We start from the raw sequence: 15,563 nt of genomic DNA, 5'->3' as shown, positions 1-15,563 counted from the left end.
TTCAGCGCCGCCGCTTTCCTCTGCGGTGCTGCCGGCTCTCCTCCTCAGTGCCGCCGGCTTTCCTCTTCCGTGCCGCCGGTGGATGCCCACTTCAGTGCCAGGTCGCTGAGCCGGGCCGCGGCATCCGCCGGGTCCGCCCCGCGACCCACAGCCAGCCCCATCAAGTACGCCGAGACAGGCGCCCCCGGGCGCACGACGTTGTGCGCGACATCGCGAGCCACGTCCAGCACCGCCCCGCGCGGCACGTCATCCGCGTCCAGCCCCAGCTCGGCCGAGGCCGCCCTGATCCACTCGTCGAGAACGTTCACCGGGCCCATTCCTCCGCGGTCCGCAGGTCGTCATCGGTGTCGCAGTCGAACCACGGCGGCGGCCCCGGCCGGCGCCACGAGACCTCGATGAAGCGCAGGTGCTCGAGCAGCGCGTGCATGGAGGCACCGCGCAGGTCCCCGCGCTCCTCGGCCAGCTTGCGGATGGCCTCACGCAGGGCGGCCGTACGCCACACCCCGCAGAGCGTCTGCCGCCGCCCCTCGGCGTCGCGGTAGACCGCACCCTGCAGCGGCGCCGACTCGACCGTGAGCCGCAGCACGTCGATCGCCTCGCCGGTCAGCAGCGGCAGATCCGCCGCGAGCAGCGCCGTGAAGCTGACGTCCTCGGGCACCAGGGCCAGCCCCGCCGCGGTGGCAGCCACCGGACCCCCGCCGCGCGGCTCCTCACTCGTGGAAGCCACCTGAACGGGCAGGCCGGGAGGCACCCGGCCGACGACGACCTGGGGGTTGGCGTCATGCACGGCGGCAAGCACCCGGGTCAGCATCGACTGCCCGGCCACCGGGATGGCAGCCTTGTCCGCCCCACCCATCCGACGCGCCGCACCGCCGGCCAACACCACCGCCGCGAATCCCCCCACGTACGTACCGTATCCCGCCGAGCCCTCGAGCGTGACTGTGCGGAGCCCGACAGCCCGGAGAACACCGTTTCGCCCCGATTAGTGCGGGCGTCGAGAGGTGGGTTCGGGGCTCGGGAGTGGGCGGCCTGGTGTGCCGTGGCACGCACGTGCCTTCGCTGGGCGTGGCGTGTGATCCGTGGCCCGTGGCGCGTGGCCCGTGGCGCGTCGCGGTGGCTGCGGGCGGCGGGGCCTGTCCCATCGTGGGCGGGCCGCGCTTCGACGAGGCCATGGCCGGGTCGGCCCGGCGAGCGTTTCTCGGGAACGGGCCTACGCTGGCGGTATGGCGCGGACGATGCATCGGCGACCCGTGGTGAGGATCGACCTGGACGGGACCGCCGGACCGCGCCGCCGGCCCGACGACCTGGCGGCGGAGGAGCCGCTGGAGATCCGGCTGCGTAAGGAACCGCTCGCCGTGACCATGCGCACGCCGGGGCAGGACATCGACTTGGCGATGGGCTTCCTGCTCAGCGAGGGCGTGATCCGCACCGCGTCCGATGTCGTCACCGCGCAGTTGTGCGCCGGCACGGACACGCCGAACACGTACAACGTGGTCGACGTGGTGCTCGGGTCGCATGTCCCGCCGCCGGTCACGGACCCGAGCCGGAACTTCTACACGACGAGCTCGTGCGGGGTGTGCGGGAAGGCGAGCATCGACGCGGTCCGTACCCGGTCGCCGTTCGACGTGGCGGCCGACGAGTCGGGGGTTGAGGCCCGGACGCTGGCCGAGCTTCCCGACAAGTTGCGGGCCGCTCAGCGGACGTTCGACCGTACGGGTGGACTGCACGCAGCCGGCCTTTTCACGGCGGACGGTGAGCTGGTCGTGCTCCGCGAGGACGTCGGGCGGCACAACGCGGTCGACAAGGTCGTCGGCTGGGCGGTTCGTGAGGACAGGCTGCCGCTGACCGGGCACGTGCTTCTCGTGTCGGGGCGCGCCAGCTTCGAACTCACCCAGAAGGCCTGGATGGCCGGGATTCCGCTGCTCGCGGCGGTCTCCGCACCGAGCACGCTCGCGGCGGAGCTGGCGGACGAGGCGGGCATGACGCTCGTCGGCTTCCTGCGCGGCCGGTCGATGAACGTGTACACCGGGTCGCAGCGAGTCACGGTCTGAGTTCCTTCTTTCTTCGGCGCCCATTAATCGGTCGCCCGCGCTTTGGCACCTCTGGCGGCAGCGTGTCAGTGCAGTCCGCTGTAGGCGGCCATGATGATCTCCATGCCGCGGTTATCGTCCTGATGGTCGCGGTCGATCATCTGGTTCATGACGTAGGCCACCGTCATACGTGAGTCGGGGTCGCTGGCGACCAGCGAGCCGCCCCAGCCGCCCCAGCCGAAGGTATTCCCGAACTTACCGAAGCCCGCCGTCCAACACATCGGGGTGCCCAACACGCGGTCCTCGCCTCGGAACACGTCCTGCCACGCGGGCTCGCAACCCTCGGGAGACAGCACCCACACGCCGCCGGCCGATCCCTGGTTCGCCAATACCGACTGCACCAGGGCGACCGAGCGGGCGTTGCCGAAGCCGTTGACCGCGGGGATCTGCGCACGACGCCAGGCCGGGGAGTTGGCGTCCTTGACCCGGATCGCCACGCCGGTGTTCTCCCGGCGGGTGCTGTCCGGTCCGACGGGTGCGCTGGCGGCGTACTCGTCGGTCAGTGACGGCGGCGGGATGAGCGGTGCGACCCGGTGGTCATGCTCGGTGGGGAGCCCGATGTGAAAGTCCGCGCCGAGCGGCTTGGCCACCTCTTCGGCGAAGAACTCGCCGAGACTGCGGCCGGTGATGCGGCGGACGATCTCACCCACGATGAAGCCGAAGGTGAGTGCGTGGTAGCCGGCGGCCGTTCCCGGCTCCCATTCGGGCGCCTGCGCGGCCAGCCCTGCCGTCACGCTCTCCCAGTCGTAGAGCTCTTCGACGATCGTCGGCCCGGACAGGTTCGGCAGTCCCGCGGTGTGCGACAGCGCGTGCCGCACGAGCACGTTCTCCTTGCCGGCCGCGGCGAACTCGGGCCAGTAGGCGGCGACCGGCGCCGACAGATCGAGCTCGCCTCGGTCGGCCAGGATCAGCGCGCACAGGGCGGTCATGTTCTTGGTCGTCGAGTTCACGCCCGTGATGGTGTCGCGCTCCCACGCTACGGAGCGGTTCGCATCGGCGTACCCGCCCCAGATGTCGACCACCGGCTCGCCGTCGACGTAGACGGCCGCCGAGGCACCCACCTCGCCCTTGCTGAGCAAGGCTACGAGGGCCGCCCGGACAGCCTCGAACCGCGACTCGCAGAACCCTTTAACATCAGTCATGAGCGTAAGCCTCATGCCAGGTCACGGATTCCGCCCGACCATACCCGCACGGGTTTTATCGGGCCGGGAGCGACCACATCTTCTCTACTCCAACGCGGGACATGACGGCGCACGGTCGGGCCGTCGGCCAGACCGCCGCGCGGATGATCGCCGAGGCGTCGGGCGCGGCGAGCGATTCCCGCTTGGGTTCGGGTGTCGGCCGCTGTGGCTCTGCGGCCGCGTACGGCGGTGAAGACGCAGGGGCAGGAAGGACGGACAGGCGTGCTGGAGCGGCTGAACAAGGCGCTGGACCATCTGGAGGCATGTCTCGACCGGGAGGTCGACATGGCGGAGGTGGCCCGGATCGCCGCGGTGTCGGAGTACCACTTCCGGCGACTGTTCTCCGCGCTTTCCGGGATGCCGCTCCCGGTCTACGTGCGGCGCCGGCGGATGACCCTCGCCGGGGCGGAGGTGCTGGCCGGGGAGCTGACGCTGCTCGACATTGCGGTCCGGTACGGGTACAGCTCGGGCGAGGCGTTCGCCCGGGCCTTCCGGTCGGTGCATGGCATCGGGCCGGGTGAGGCCCGGCGCACGGGCGCGGTGCTCACCGCGCAGCCGCGCATGTCGTTTCGTGTGGTCGTCGAGGGGAGCACGACCATGCGCTACCGGATCGTGGAGAAGGAGTCGTTCCGGGTCCTCGGCAAGAAGGCCCGCCTTCCGCTCGTGCCGGAGGGGCTCAACGCGGCCGCCGCGGCGCACCTGCAGGCCCTGGACAAGCCGGTGATCGCGCGGATGAAGGAACTGGCCGGCCAGGAGCCGGACGGGATTCTGTCGGCGGTGGTCTACCTGACCGACAGCCGGGAAGAGGGCGCCGAGGCGAACTATTGGATCGGCGTGGTGACGGGTCCCGAGACGGCCGCCGAGGAGCTCGACGCCCTCGACGTACCGGCCGGGACCTGGGCCGTCTTCGACAACCACGGACCCTACCCGAGCGCCCTCCAGCAACTGTGGCGAGACGTGTTCACGCAATGGTTCCCCTCGAACCCGTACACGAGCAGGACAGGTCCAGAGCTCCTGCGGACACAGCCGGTGGAGGTCGGCGCGGAGACCGACTCCCAACTGTGGATCCCGGTCGAGCGGAGCAGCGGGAACTCCGAAGGATGAACGCTGGTACCTGTTCCCGGAAGTGTCATTCAGACGCCAGCCGCAGAGTGGCGATCAGAATCTCGTAGCCACGACTTTCCCCGGCTGTCGGGGCACGGTCTTCTCGCGGTCGAGGTGTCCGTAGAGGTCCAGCGACAGTTCGACCCCCTGCCCGTGGCTCCGGAATGCGGTCAGCCGTCGGCCACCCGACCCAGTGGTCCTCATGCTCGGTGGTGGGGGAACGGGGGACGCTTGCTTCGGCCGGCGTCCCTCACACCCGGTCGACCGCCGGCCTTGCCCTTGGCCACGCCTCGTCTGCCAGGCCGCTTCAGCTCGATGGTGCTCCGTGCACCGGCCTCTTCCTCTCCCGAGCCGGGTGCACTGTCCTTCTGCACCGCGGCCGCGCCCGGCGTACCGGCCCCCTCCACGCCCGCGGCGCCAGGTGCACCGAGTTCCTTCACTTCGGCCGAATCATCTGCGGTTCCGTTGCTTGTACATCTGCTTTGCACGCCGCCCTCGCCTGGCGAGGTTTCACCGCTGAGACTTTCCCAGCCGCCGATGGGCGTAGGCCATCCGTCGACTGCTGACGGAGGGATCGCAGAGAACAGGGCCGCGTTGATCATGTGCGCCAGCGCGTAGTCCCGATCCGCCTCGAGGGCTCGGTCCACCGCGATGGAAGCCAGGGCGCTCCGGCCGGTGCGCCAGGCGATGAAGGCGAGCAGGGACGCCGGTGGGGCCACGTACTCAGGTTCGACCCGGCGCACGACGTCGGACCAGAAGGCGACCTGCCAGTCGTCGGTGCCCATGCGAACCCAGGCGTAGTCGCGGACGTCCGTGGCGACGAGCAGAAGCCCCAACCAGGCGACTTCGTCGTTCGTCAGCCGCCCGCCGGACCGGTAGCGGCGCTCCGCCTCGCGGACGGCGACACGGCCGGCTCGCAGAACCTCGGGTTTGCACCGACTCATGCGCCGCCCGGACAGCAACGGGCCGATGGGTTCCGGCTCCGCGGACGGGCGCGCCACGTCGTCTTCGCTCGGGATGAGCTTGACCAACCGGTCCAGAGCTCGTGTCTGAGCTTCGTTCATCCCCTCGCGCTGGTCACCGGTGACGGGCGCCAGCTGTGCCTCCAGATCGCTGCGGCTGGGCAGGGCGACCGCCCCGGCGTAGGTCGCCTCGGCCGCCAGCACGCTGTCCGGCGGGTCGCAGGGCGTCCCCTCCTCGGGGCAACAGGAGGCTTTGGTGCACAGGAAGGACCAGTACCTGCCGTCGGCCACTCGGAACTCGTCGACGATCCGCAGCCCGGCCTTGGTCAGGGCACTCGACAGGTCGAGGAGCGAGGGCGTGACGCGAGCCGGCCGGCCGTACCCGATGAGGGTGATGCCTTCGGGTTGCTGCTCGGCGACCAGGGTGGCGAGGTGCAGTATCGGCGCTCGTGCCTCGAGCTCGGGGACGCCGGGCTCCGGCAGGTCGATGCGGGCCACGAAGGCCAGGTGGGAGCCCTTGACCGCCGCGACGACGAGGCTGTTCTCCGGGTGGAAGCCGATCAGGTAGGGCACGGCGGAGATGAGGTCGGCGGGCGTCCGGACCTTGAGTTTCGTCATGCCGAGCACGGTGGCCGATGACGGCCGGCCGCCGCGTGCCGAAAGCCCGGCCCTGTGGATGACGCCGCGATGTGGATAACCGCCGGGCGGCCCCCGGCCCGTGGAACGCTGCCTCTGTCAGCAGCGCGACCCGCCGCCGGGCCGGCGACGGATCGGCTTCGGCACGAGTATCAGGAGCGGAATTGGAGTTCGTGCAGTTCGAGACCGTCCTGCTGCCACTCGTGTGCGTGGCGGTCCAGGTCCATCGTCAGCTCGATCGACGACACCACGTCATAGCCGGCCGCGTGCAAGCTCCGGATGGCATCCACGTTGCGGGAGGCGGGGGAGATCGTCAGCGACTGCATGTTGCGCTTCTTGGCTTCCTGCGCGACGTGCCGCAGCAGCTTGCGGCCCACTCCCTTGTGGCGGTGGCTGGCCGTCACGACGACGGGCTCCACCTCGCCCGCGCGCCCGCGCATGATGAGGCCGACCAGACCGATCACACCGTCGTCCGCGTGGTCGGCAACCCACAAGCCGCCGAGGTCGAGGCGGGTGAGGTATTCCTCGAAGCCGGCCCCACCGTCGTCGGACGCGTCGCCGTACATCCGGTTGTGCTGCGCCGTCAGTTCAGCCCACAGACGGCGGCCGGAACTGTGGTCGCTCGGCCGGTACGAACGCACAGCGACAGGTGTCATGCCGACATTTTGACTCCGAATCGGGCACGCCGTAACCCGAAGTGGAAGATAAGGCGGTGGATCTGCCGTATCTGCGCGCGCACCCGCAGCATCTCCCGACATTTCTCACGCACCAACGTATCCGTGAGACGCCCGTCGGAGGAGGTGATGTCTGCCGCGCATCGCGCCTGACCTTGGACGATGGCTTCTCGCTGTTCGCCAAGACCTGGCCGGTGGGCAAGCCGCCGGAAGGCTTCTTCGCCACCGAGGCGGCCGGGCTGCGATGGCTGCGGGACGCGGGTGCCGTGCCGGTCCCGGAGGTGTTCGTGGCGCTCGACGAGCTGCTGGCCCTTCAGTGGGTAGAACCGGGTGCGGCCGGCCCAGCGGCGGCCGAGCGGTTCGGGCGAGAGCTGGCGGAGGTGCACCGCGCGGGGGCTTCGAGCTTCGGGGCGGAGTGGACGGGGTTCATCGGGCCTCTGCCACAGGACAACACGCCGTCGTCCGGGCCGTGGGGCGCGTGGTTCGCGGAACGGCGGCTGAGGCCGTACCTGAGGATCTCGGCGGACCGCGGCGCGCTCTCGCCGGCCGACGTCGCGCTCGTCGACCGGATCCTGTCGGGGATCGAGACGTACGGCGGGGAGGAGGCGCCTGCGCGGATCCACGGCGACCTGTGGCCGGGGAACGTGCTCTGGGGCGCCGACGGGCGAGCCTGGCTGGTGGATCCTGCCGCGCACGGCGGGCACCGGGAGACGGACTTGGCGCAGTTGGCGCTCTTCGGTGGGGCGCCGTATCTGGACACGATCATCTCGGCGTATCAGGAGGTGTGGCCGCTGGGCGATGGGTGGCGGGAGCGGGTGGCGGTGCACCAGCTTCACCTGCTGCTCGTTCACACGGCGGCGTTCGGGGAGGCGTACCGAGGCGCTGTGCGGGCGGCGGCTGACGCGGTCCTGGGGAGGTAGGTCAGGCGTGCGGCTGGCCGACCGGGCTCGGGCCGCGCTCGAGGACGCCGTGCGTGCCCCTGACGACGCCGGCAGAGCGGCGATGTCGACGTCGTCGACGCCGGCTCGCCCGCCGGCCGGCCGGCCGGCCGGCAGCTAAGCGGTGAAGTGGGGTCGAGGAGGGGCATGCCCGGAGAGGCGAGGGTGAGTAGCCGGTTGGGCAGCGCGGGGTACCGATACGGCGTGGGCTGTATTGCAGTGCGGTACGCGAACCGGCGATTGTCGTATCCAAGCGCTAGGTTCGACCAGTGACCGAGCTAGCCCTGCCCACCGTGCCGACGCGGGATTCCCTGCGCGCGGATGGAGTGCTTGCTGACCGGTTCGGGAGAGTTGCGACCGATCTTCGGGTGTCGTTGACCGACCGCTGCAACCTTCGGTGCACCTACTGCATGCCTGAGGAAGGGCTTGCCTGGATGCCGCGGGAGCAGCAGCTCACCGACGACGAGGTGGTGCGGCTCATCCGGGTTGCGGTCGAGCGGCTGGGTGTCACCGAGGTGCGGTTCACCGGGGGTGAGCCGCTCATCCGGCGCGGGCTGGTGACGATCGTCGCCGCGGCGGCCGCCCTCGAGCCGCGGCCGAAGCTGTCCATCACCACGAACGGGATCGGGCTCGAGCGGATGGCACAGCCGCTGCGGGACGCCGGGCTCGATCGGGTGAACGTCTCGCTCGATACCTTGTCCGCGTCGCGGTTCCAGCAGCTCACCCACCGGGACCGGCACGCCGATGTACTCAAGGGGCTGGCCGGTGCGGCTTCGGCCGGGCTCACGCCCGTGAAGATCAATACCGTGCTGATGCGAGGCATCAACGACGACGAGGCGCCGGCTCTGTTGCAGTTCGCCCTGGATCATGGGTACGAGCTGAGGTTCATCGAGCAGATGCCCCTCGACGCCCAGCACAAGTGGGACCGGCACGAGATGGTGACCGCTGCGGCCATCCTGACGTCGCTCGAGCGGTACGGCCTGCTGCCTGATCCTGTTTCACGTGGAACCGCGCCCGCCGAGACCTGGCTCGTCCCCGGGTATGTGGACGCGGCCGGTCAACCCGCGCGCGTGGGCGTCATCGGCAGCGTGACCAGGCCCTTCTGCGGCGACTGCGACCGCACTCGCCTCACGGCGGACGGGCAGGTGCGGAACTGCCTCTTCGCCACCGGCGAGTCGGATCTGCGGGGACTGTTGCGCAGCGGCGCCTCGGACGACGAGGTCGCGGACGCGTGGCGCGCCGCGATGTGGGGCAAGAAGGCCGGCCACGGCATCGACGACCCCACGTTCCTGCAGCCGGCCCGGCCGATGTCCGCGATCGGCGGGTGAACCACGTGCCGACACAACCCACCACAACCGCGCCTGACTCCGCGGATCAGCGCGGCCGCCACTACGGGCTGCGATCGGTGGGTGATTGACGTGCTCCAGGTCCGGTACTTCGCGGGCGCCCGAGCGGCTGCCGGTGGCGTGCGGGAGGAGTTCGTCGCGGCCTCGTCGCTCGACGAGCTCAGTGCCGTGCTCGTCGCGAGGCACGGGGAGCGGCTCGCCGTCGTCCTCAAGGCCGCGAGCTTCTTGGTGGACGGGCTCAGCTGCCATGATCGGCAGGCGGAGCTGACCGCCGGGGCGACCGTGGACGTCCTGCCACCGTTCGCAGGAGGTTGAGCTTGTTCGGGTTCGTCGGGCTGATCATCGTCATCATCGGCCTGATCCACCTGTACCTGTGGAAGCGCCTCGTCCGCGACCCGCTCCGCCCCGGCCTGGCGCGGCGCCTGGGCGGGATGGCCATGGTGGTGCTGGCGATCCTGGTCCCGGCGACCCTCATCGGCACCCGCACCGGGTACGCGAAGTGGCTGGCCTGGCCTGGATACCTGTGGCTCGCGCTGATGTTCTACCTTCTGGTCACGCTGGCGGTGCTGGAGCTTCCGCGGCTCGCCGCGAACCTCTGGATCCGCGCCCGCTCCAAGCCCGCCGCGAGAAGCGCCGACGCGGAGTCCCGAAGTGCGGCACCCACCGGTTACGCCGGCGCGAAAGCCGATGATGCCGCCACGTCCTCCACCGGCACCGGCGCGGGCATGGACGGCCACGCCTCCTTCGTTGACGCGCCGCGCGGTGTCGCAGCCGACCGAGGCCCAGACACCCCGACCGGCACAGCACCGCGCGACGTTGCAGCCGACCGAAGCACAGACAGTCCGGCCCCCAGTGAGTCGGGCGGCGTGGCAGGGGACCACAGCCAGGTCGGTCCGAGCGCCACCGGTTCGCCGGGTGTGGAGCGGCGGCTTCTGCTCGCTCGGGGTGCCGCGATCTTCGCCGGTCTCACTGCCGCGGGCATCACCGGGTACGGCGTGAAGACCGCACTGAGCGGTCCTCGGCTCGATCGGGTGCAGATTCCGCTCGCCAAGCTCCCCCGGGCCATGGACGGGACCCGGCTCGCCGTGGTTTCCGACATTCACCTCGGACCTCTGACCGGGGTACGGCACACCGAGCGGATCGTGAACCTCATCAACTCCGTCGACGCGGACATCGTCTGCGTGGTCGGCGACCTCGTCGACGGCAGCGTGGCCGAGCTCGGCCGGTTCGCGGCTCCGCTGGCCGGCATCACGTCTCGGCGGGGTGCTTACTTCGTCACCGGGAACCACGAGTACTACTCCGGGTTCCAGGAGTGGGTCACCGAGGTCGGTCGCCTGGGGGTTCGGCCGCTGCGCAACGAGCGGCTCGAGATCGGGGCGCTCGACCTTGCGGGGGTCAATGATCTCGGCGGGGCTGACGTCGGGGACGGGCCGGACTTCAAGCGGGCGCTCGGGGACCGGGATCCGGCGCGGCCCGTGGTGCTGATGGCGCATCAGCCCATCGCTGCCCGGGATGCCGCTCCCTACGGGGTCGACCTGCAGGTCTCCGGGCACACGCACGGGGGGCAGATGGCTCCGTTCAACCTGGTGGTCAAGCTGGAACAGCCGGTCGTGAGCGGGCTCGGCAAGGTCGACGGCGTGCCCGTGTACGTCACCAACGGTGCCGGGTTCTGGGGACCGCCGGTTCGGGTCGGTGCGCCACCCCAGGTCTCGGTCATCGATCTCCGCACCGCCTGACCGAGAGCGACCACAGGAGCGACCCCAGCGGGCTACGTACCTCTTGGAAGTGAATCGGCCGAGCCACCCCGACCACCTCCCCAGGATTCAATCGCGGATCGGTTATGTCACTTCGCGCGTGGCGGCTTCTGACGCGCGGCGCGTACGTGACAGGATGCAGCGTGCCCTCGGACAGCGCAGGGTCCTCGGTTGCCGCGGACACGTACGTCGCGGATCTGCACATCCACTCCCGGTATTCGCGTGCCTGCAGCCGTGACCTCACCCTCCCCAACCTGGCCTGGTGGGCCCGCCGCAAGGGCATCGCACTGCTGGGCACCGGCGACTTCACCCATCCCGCGTGGTTCGACCATCTGCGGGAGAGCCTGCGGCCCGCCGGCGAGCCCGGGCTGTTCCGGCTCAGCGCCGACGCCGAGAGGGACGTCACCCAGCGGTTGCCCGGTTCGCTTCAGGCGAGCCCGGCCGCCCGGTTCATGCTCAGTGTCGAGATCTCCACGATCTACAAGCGGGACGACCGTACGCGCAAGGTGCACCACCTGATCTACCTGCCCGACCTGGATGCGGCCGCGCGATTCAACACTGCGCTGGGGCGGGTCGGGAACCTGACCGCCGATGGGCGGCCCATTCTGGGGCTCGACTCGCGCGACCTGCTCGAGATCGTGCTGGAGGCCAGTCCCGACGGTTACCTGGTGCCGGCGCACATCTGGACGCCGTGGTTCTCCGCGCTCGGCTCGAAGAGCGGCTTCGACGCCATCGCGGACTGTTACGCCGATCTCGCCGGGCACATCACCGCTGTCGAGACCGGGCTTTCGTCCGATCCGGAGATGAACTGGCGGGTGTCGAGCCTCGACCGGTACAGGCTGGTGTCGAACTCGGACGCCCATTCGCCCGGCGCGCTCGGGCGGGAGGCCACGCTTTTCACGGGTACGCCGGACTACTTCGCGGTCAAGGACGGTTCCACTCTCGCCGGCACGATCGAGTTCTTCCCCGAGGAGGGCAAGTACCACGCCGACGGGCATCGGGCGTGCGGCGTGAACTGGGAGCCTGCCCGTACCCGGGAGGCCGGTGGGCGGTGCCCGGAGTGCGGCAAGCCGCTGACCGTGGGGGTGCTGAGCCGGGTCGAGGATCTCGCGGACCGTGACGCGCCGCAGGCGCGGGCGCAGAGCGTGGAGCATCTCATTCAGCTCGCCGAGATCCTGGGGGAGATCAACGGGGTCGGGCCGAAGTCGAAGACCGTCGAGGGGCAGCTGCACCACCTGGTCGCGAGTCTCGGTGCGGAGCTGGACATTCTCCGCACCGTGCCGCTCGATGCGATCGGGCAGCACGGCGGGGACAGCCTGAAGGAGGCGATCGGCCGGCTGCGTCGGGGGGACGTGCGGCGGGTGCCCGGGTACGACGGCGAGTACGGCGTCATCACCCTCTTCGAGCCGGGGGAGCTGCGGAACAAGCAGAGCGCACCGCAGGCCGAGACGCTGTTCGACATGATGCCGGTGCCCGTGCCGCAGCAGCGGCGGACGGAGCCGGCGATCGGGCGGGCTCCGGTCCGCAAGGTCAAGGAGCCGGTGAAGAAGGCGGCCCCGCCGATCCAGCCGCCGCCGTCGCCGCACGAGCCGTTCGAGCCGATGCTCGCCGGCATGGAGGAGGTCGGCACCGGGCTGCTCGACCGTCTGGACGCCATGCAGCGGGTTGCCGCGTCGGCGCCGGGCGGGCCGTTGCTCATCGTCGCCGGGCCCGGCACCGGGAAGACCCGGACGCTGACGCACCGGATCGCGTACCTGTGTGCGGAGATGAGTGTCTTTCCGCACCGCTGCCTGGCGATCACCTTCACCCGGCGGGCCGCGGAGGAGATGCGGGCGCGGCTGGACGCGCTGATGGGGGAGGCGGCCGAGGACATCACCGTCGGCACTTTCCACGCGGTCGGGCTGACCATCCTGAAGGAGAACGCGAAGGCGGCCGGGCTGGGCGCCGGGTGGCGGATCGCCGACGACGCCGAGCGGGCCGCCGCGCGGGAGCAGGCCGGGGACGACGACGCGGGCTACACGAAGCTGCTGCGCCAGCAGGATCTGGTCGACCTGGACGACCTGCTCACGCTGCCGGTGGCGTTGCTGCGCGACGACCCCTCGCTGGTGGAGAAGTACCGTCGCCAGTGGCAGTGGATCTTCGTGGACGAGTACCAGGACGTCGACGACACCCAGTACGAGCTGCTGCGCCTGCTCAGCCCCGCGGACGGCAACCTGTGCGCGATCGGCGACCCGGACCAGGCGATCTACTCGTTCCGCGGCGCGGACGTCGGGTACTTCCTGCGCTTCGCCGAGGACTTCACCGATGCGCGGCTGGTGCGGCTGACCCGCAACTACCGGTCGTCGGCGCCGATTCTCGCGGCGGCCGTGCAGGCCATCGCGCCGAGCTCGCTGGTCAGCGGGCGGCGGCTGGATCCGGCCCGGGTCAATCCCGAGTCGCCGCTGGTGGGGCGGTACTTCGCGGCGAGCGTCGCGGACGAGGCCGACTTCGTGGTGCGGACCGTGGACGAGCTGGTCGGCGGGTTGTCGCATCGCTCGCTGGACTCCGGCCGGGTGGACTCGCGCGCGGTGGCGCCCGGCACGCTGTCCTTCTCGGACGTGGCGGTTCTTTACCGTACGGACTCACAAGCGCAAGCCGTGGTGGACGCACTGTCGCGGGCGGGCGTACCGGTGCAGAAGCGGTCCCACAACCGCCTGCGCGACCGTCCCGGGGTGCAGGTGCTGGCCCGGGAGCTGCGGCACGCGGACGGCCTGGGCGGGTCGCTGGCGGCCCGGGTCAAGCTCGGCGCCCAGGTCCTCGCCCAGCGGTACGCCGCTCCCACCCTCGACGCCGAGCAGCTCGCCCCCGAGGACATCTGGACGGCGGCCGACCTGCTCATGCCGCTGGCCCAGCGGATCGGCGACGACCTTCCGCGGTTCCTGCAGGAGATCGCGACCGGGGCCGAGGTCGACGCGCTGGACCCGCGCGCCGAGGCGGTCAACCTGCTGACGCTGCATGCGGCGAAGGGGCTCGAGTTCCCGGTCGTGTTCCTGGTCGGCTGCGAGGACGGCCTGCTGCCACTGCGCTGGCCGGGCGCCTCGCCCTCCGACGACGACGTCGCCGAGGAGCGCCGGCTGTTCTTCGTCGGGCTGACCCGCGCGCAGGACCGGCTCTACGTCAGCCACGCGGCCCGGCGGTTCCGGCACGGCAGCGAGCGGGAGCAGTCGCCGTCGCCGTTCCTGGACGCGATCGACGCCGGCCTCTTCGAGCGGATGGGCGACACCGTTCCCTCCCGCCCCAAGGATCGTCAGCTGCGCCTTCTTTAGCCCACAGCCAGGCCGATCACGGCTCCGGCCAGCAGGGCGGGGCCGAGCGGGAGCGCGGTGCGGCGGTTCGCGCGCCGCCCGAGCAGCAGGACGACGGCCACCGGTCCGTTGATGAGGTGCGGCGCGACCAGGCCCGCGACCGCCGCGGGCCAGCCCGCGAAGCCGAGGACGAATCCCAGCACGGTCGCCAGCTTCACGTCGCCCAGGCCGAGGCCGCGGCCGGGAAGCAGAGCGAGGATCAGGTACGCCGTCCCGCCGCCGACCGCCACCACGACGGCCCGGCCGAGCCGCCCCGGCTCCCCGGCGAGCAGGGCGCCGACGGTCAGCGGGAGGACCGTGCCGGCTGCCAGCGCGGCGACCAGGAGGTCGGGCAGACGCAGGCACTGGACGTCGATCACGGCGAGCAGCAGGCCGAGCACGGTCGCCGGCAGCAGGACGAGCAGCAGGGGAGACGGTCCCAGGGCGGCGCCGAGCAGGCCGGTCGCCAGCGCACCCGTCGTCACGATCCACAGCGGCCGCCCCGTGCAGGTGCAGGCGGCTCCCGCGCGTACCCAATCGGGGATGGGCTCGGCGCAGTGAGCGCAAGCGGACCGGGCGGGGGTGCCACGCGGGACCGCGAGGCGGTGGGCGACGCGGGGGAGGAAGGCGGCTGCGGCACCGCCGAAAACGGCCGCGCAGGCGGCCACCGAGAGGGACATGGGCGGGAACGGTATCCGGGTCGGCGCCGATCCGGCGCGTCCGGTTGCCGACAGGTGGACGGGTTGGGCGCTGGTCGGCGCGATTCCGGGAGAGATACCGGCGAGGCTGCACGCTACGGTGGCGTACAGCGAATCCCGCCTGGAGGAACCCGATGTCGCAGAACGGCCCGTACCCCGGCCAGGGCTGGCCGAACGGGGGCCCGCCGGGGTCCGACGAGCCGTACACCGAGCCCGCCGATCCCTGGGGTGATGCCGCGACGGCCGCGTCGCCGGCCCCGGAGTCCGCGTGGGGTGGGCAGCCGATGTCGGTGCCGCCGACCGGGTCGTCGTACACGCCCCCGCCCTATCCGGCCGCGCCGCTGAACAACCCGCCGCCGTGGCAGCAGCCGCCGATGCCCGTGCCGCCGAAGCGGCGGAACACGCCGATCGTCGTCCTGGTCGTCGTGCTGACCCTGCTGATCTGCGGTGGGCTCGGCACGACCGCACTGCTGGTGTCGAAGCAGAGTTCGACGAAGGACCGCAGCGGGGGACCGACCGTGCCGGCCACGACCGCGACCAACCAGGTGGCCGCTCCGGAGCCGCAGACGAGCGAGGACGCCCGCTTCGTCAAGAAGGGGCAGTGCGTCCGTAACCAGGGCAACGCCGACGACAGCCCCGACCTGAAGATCGTGGTGTGCACCACGGGCACCTTCCAGGTGCTCAAGCGGGTCGACGGCCGGACCTCGGGCGAGGCGGACGCCGAGGACAAGTGCAGCAAGGTTCCGAAGTACACCAAGTGGTACTTCTATGACAGCGAGCTGGACAGCCTCGACTTCGTGCTCTGCCTCAAGGAGTATGGCGCCGACTAGCGCTCTCTAGCGTCAGCCCTAGAGTTG

At 71.0% G+C, this 15,563-nt stretch carries 14 protein-coding genes; 8 read left to right on the top strand and 6 right to left on the bottom strand.

Going from position 1 to position 15,563, the window contains the following annotated elements:
• Positions 1–44: 44 nt before the first annotated feature.
• Positions 45–317, bottom strand: a complete 273-nt coding sequence (locus AB0J80_RS23335) for a DUF6457 domain-containing protein (RefSeq protein ID WP_364708367.1) — start codon at positions 315–317, stop codon at positions 45–47.
• Positions 305–904 (bottom strand): NTP transferase domain-containing protein, encoded by a 600-nt coding sequence (locus AB0J80_RS23330; protein WP_364708364.1) that lies wholly within the window; start codon positions 902–904, stop codon positions 305–307. Before AB0J80_RS23330 ends, AB0J80_RS23335 begins: the two co-directional genes overlap by 13 nt.
• 319 nt (positions 905–1,223) lie before the next feature.
• On the opposite strand from AB0J80_RS23330, the gene fdhD reads away from it, so the two are divergent.
• The gene (gene fdhD / locus AB0J80_RS23325; RefSeq protein WP_364708361.1) at positions 1,224–2,051 is read left to right on the top strand and encodes a formate dehydrogenase accessory sulfurtransferase FdhD; all 828 of its coding nucleotides are present in this window, start codon (positions 1,224–1,226) and stop codon (positions 2,049–2,051) included.
• Positions 2,052–2,116: 65 nt separating this feature from the next.
• Here the strand turns inward: fdhD and AB0J80_RS23320 are convergent, their stop codons facing one another.
• Positions 2,117–3,232, bottom strand: coding sequence for a serine hydrolase domain-containing protein (locus AB0J80_RS23320; protein WP_364708358.1), 1,116 nt, complete (start codon positions 3,230–3,232; stop codon positions 2,117–2,119).
• A 261-nt stretch (positions 3,233–3,493) separates the two neighbouring features.
• On the opposite strand from AB0J80_RS23320, the gene AB0J80_RS23315 reads away from it, so the two are divergent.
• A complete protein-coding gene (locus AB0J80_RS23315) occupies positions 3,494–4,375 on the top strand; it encodes an AraC family transcriptional regulator (protein WP_364708356.1) in 882 nt (293 codons plus the stop codon).
• 200 nt (positions 4,376–4,575) lie between these two features.
• Here AB0J80_RS23315 and AB0J80_RS23310 read toward each other — a convergent pair whose 3' ends face one another.
• Both AB0J80_RS23310 and AB0J80_RS23305 read right to left on the bottom strand, forming a co-directional pair.
• Entirely contained in the window at positions 4,576–5,955 is a 1,380-nt protein-coding gene (locus AB0J80_RS23310) for a DUF4192 domain-containing protein (RefSeq protein ID WP_364708353.1), read from the bottom strand.
• Between the two features lie 170 nt (positions 5,956–6,125).
• Positions 6,126–6,614 (bottom strand): GNAT family N-acetyltransferase, encoded by a 489-nt coding sequence (locus AB0J80_RS23305; RefSeq protein ID WP_364708351.1) that lies wholly within the window; start codon positions 6,612–6,614, stop codon positions 6,126–6,128.
• Positions 6,615–6,685: 71 nt separating this feature from the next.
• Here AB0J80_RS23305 and AB0J80_RS23300 point away from each other — a divergent pair, with 71 nt between their 5' ends.
• From AB0J80_RS23300 to AB0J80_RS23280, 5 genes are all read left to right on the top strand, one after another.
• Positions 6,686–7,567: a fructosamine kinase family protein gene (locus tag AB0J80_RS23300; RefSeq protein WP_364708348.1), complete on the top strand. Its 882-nt coding sequence runs from the start codon at positions 6,686–6,688 to the stop codon at positions 7,565–7,567.
• Positions 7,568–7,896: 329 nt separating this feature from the next.
• The gene (gene moaA / locus AB0J80_RS23295; protein ID WP_364708787.1) at positions 7,897–8,913 is read left to right on the top strand and encodes a GTP 3',8-cyclase MoaA; all 1,017 of its coding nucleotides are present in this window, start codon (positions 7,897–7,899) and stop codon (positions 8,911–8,913) included.
• 81 nt (positions 8,914–8,994) lie between these two features.
• Positions 8,995–9,246: a MoaD/ThiS family protein gene (locus tag AB0J80_RS23290; protein WP_364708346.1), complete on the top strand. Its 252-nt coding sequence runs from the start codon at positions 8,995–8,997 to the stop codon at positions 9,244–9,246.
• Positions 9,243–10,667 carry a metallophosphoesterase gene (locus tag AB0J80_RS23285; protein WP_364708343.1) on the top strand — a complete coding sequence of 475 codons (1,425 nt, stop codon included), beginning with the start codon at positions 9,243–9,245 and terminating at the stop codon, positions 10,665–10,667. Before AB0J80_RS23290 ends, AB0J80_RS23285 begins: the two co-directional genes overlap by 4 nt.
• A gap of 161 nt (positions 10,668–10,828) precedes the next feature.
• Entirely contained in the window at positions 10,829–13,990 is a 3,162-nt protein-coding gene (locus AB0J80_RS23280) for a UvrD-helicase domain-containing protein (protein ID WP_364708340.1), read from the top strand.
• On the opposite strand, the gene AB0J80_RS23275 is transcribed toward AB0J80_RS23280, so the two are convergent.
• Positions 13,987–14,688 (bottom strand): A24 family peptidase, encoded by a 702-nt coding sequence (locus tag AB0J80_RS23275; protein ID WP_364708337.1) that lies wholly within the window; start codon positions 14,686–14,688, stop codon positions 13,987–13,989. The genes AB0J80_RS23280 and AB0J80_RS23275 overlap by 4 nt on opposite strands.
• Positions 14,689–14,840: 152 nt before the next feature.
• Here AB0J80_RS23275 and AB0J80_RS23270 point away from each other — a divergent pair, with 152 nt between their 5' ends.
• Positions 14,841–15,536, top strand: coding sequence for a hypothetical protein (locus tag AB0J80_RS23270; RefSeq protein WP_364708335.1), 696 nt, complete (start codon positions 14,841–14,843; stop codon positions 15,534–15,536).
• The last annotated feature ends 27 nt before the right edge of the window (positions 15,537–15,563 follow it).

Source organism: Actinoplanes sp. NPDC049548, assembly GCF_040676695.1.
Taxonomy (GTDB): domain Bacteria; phylum Actinomycetota; class Actinomycetes; order Mycobacteriales; family Micromonosporaceae; genus Actinoplanes.
The sequence above is the reverse complement of the archived record's forward strand: the minus strand, read 5'-3'. Positions and strand labels throughout refer to the sequence as shown.

Coding starts and splice junctions, on each gene's coding strand:
- AB0J80_RS23335 (WP_364708367.1), bottom strand. CDS start 317: ATGGGCCCGGTGAACGTTCTCGACGAGTGGATCAGGGCGGCCTCGGCC.
- fdhD (WP_364708361.1), top strand. CDS start 1,224: ATGGCGCGGACGATGCATCGGCGACCCGTGGTGAGGATCGACCTGGAC.
- AB0J80_RS23320 (WP_364708358.1), bottom strand. CDS start 3,232: ATGACTGATGTTAAAGGGTTCTGCGAGTCGCGGTTCGAGGCTGTCCGG.
- AB0J80_RS23310 (WP_364708353.1), bottom strand. CDS start 5,955: ATGACGAAACTCAAGGTCCGGACGCCCGCCGACCTCATCTCCGCCGTG.
- AB0J80_RS23275 (WP_364708337.1), bottom strand. CDS start 14,688: ATGTCCCTCTCGGTGGCCGCCTGCGCGGCCGTTTTCGGCGGTGCCGCA.
- AB0J80_RS23270 (WP_364708335.1), top strand. CDS start 14,841: ATGTCGCAGAACGGCCCGTACCCCGGCCAGGGCTGGCCGAACGGGGGC.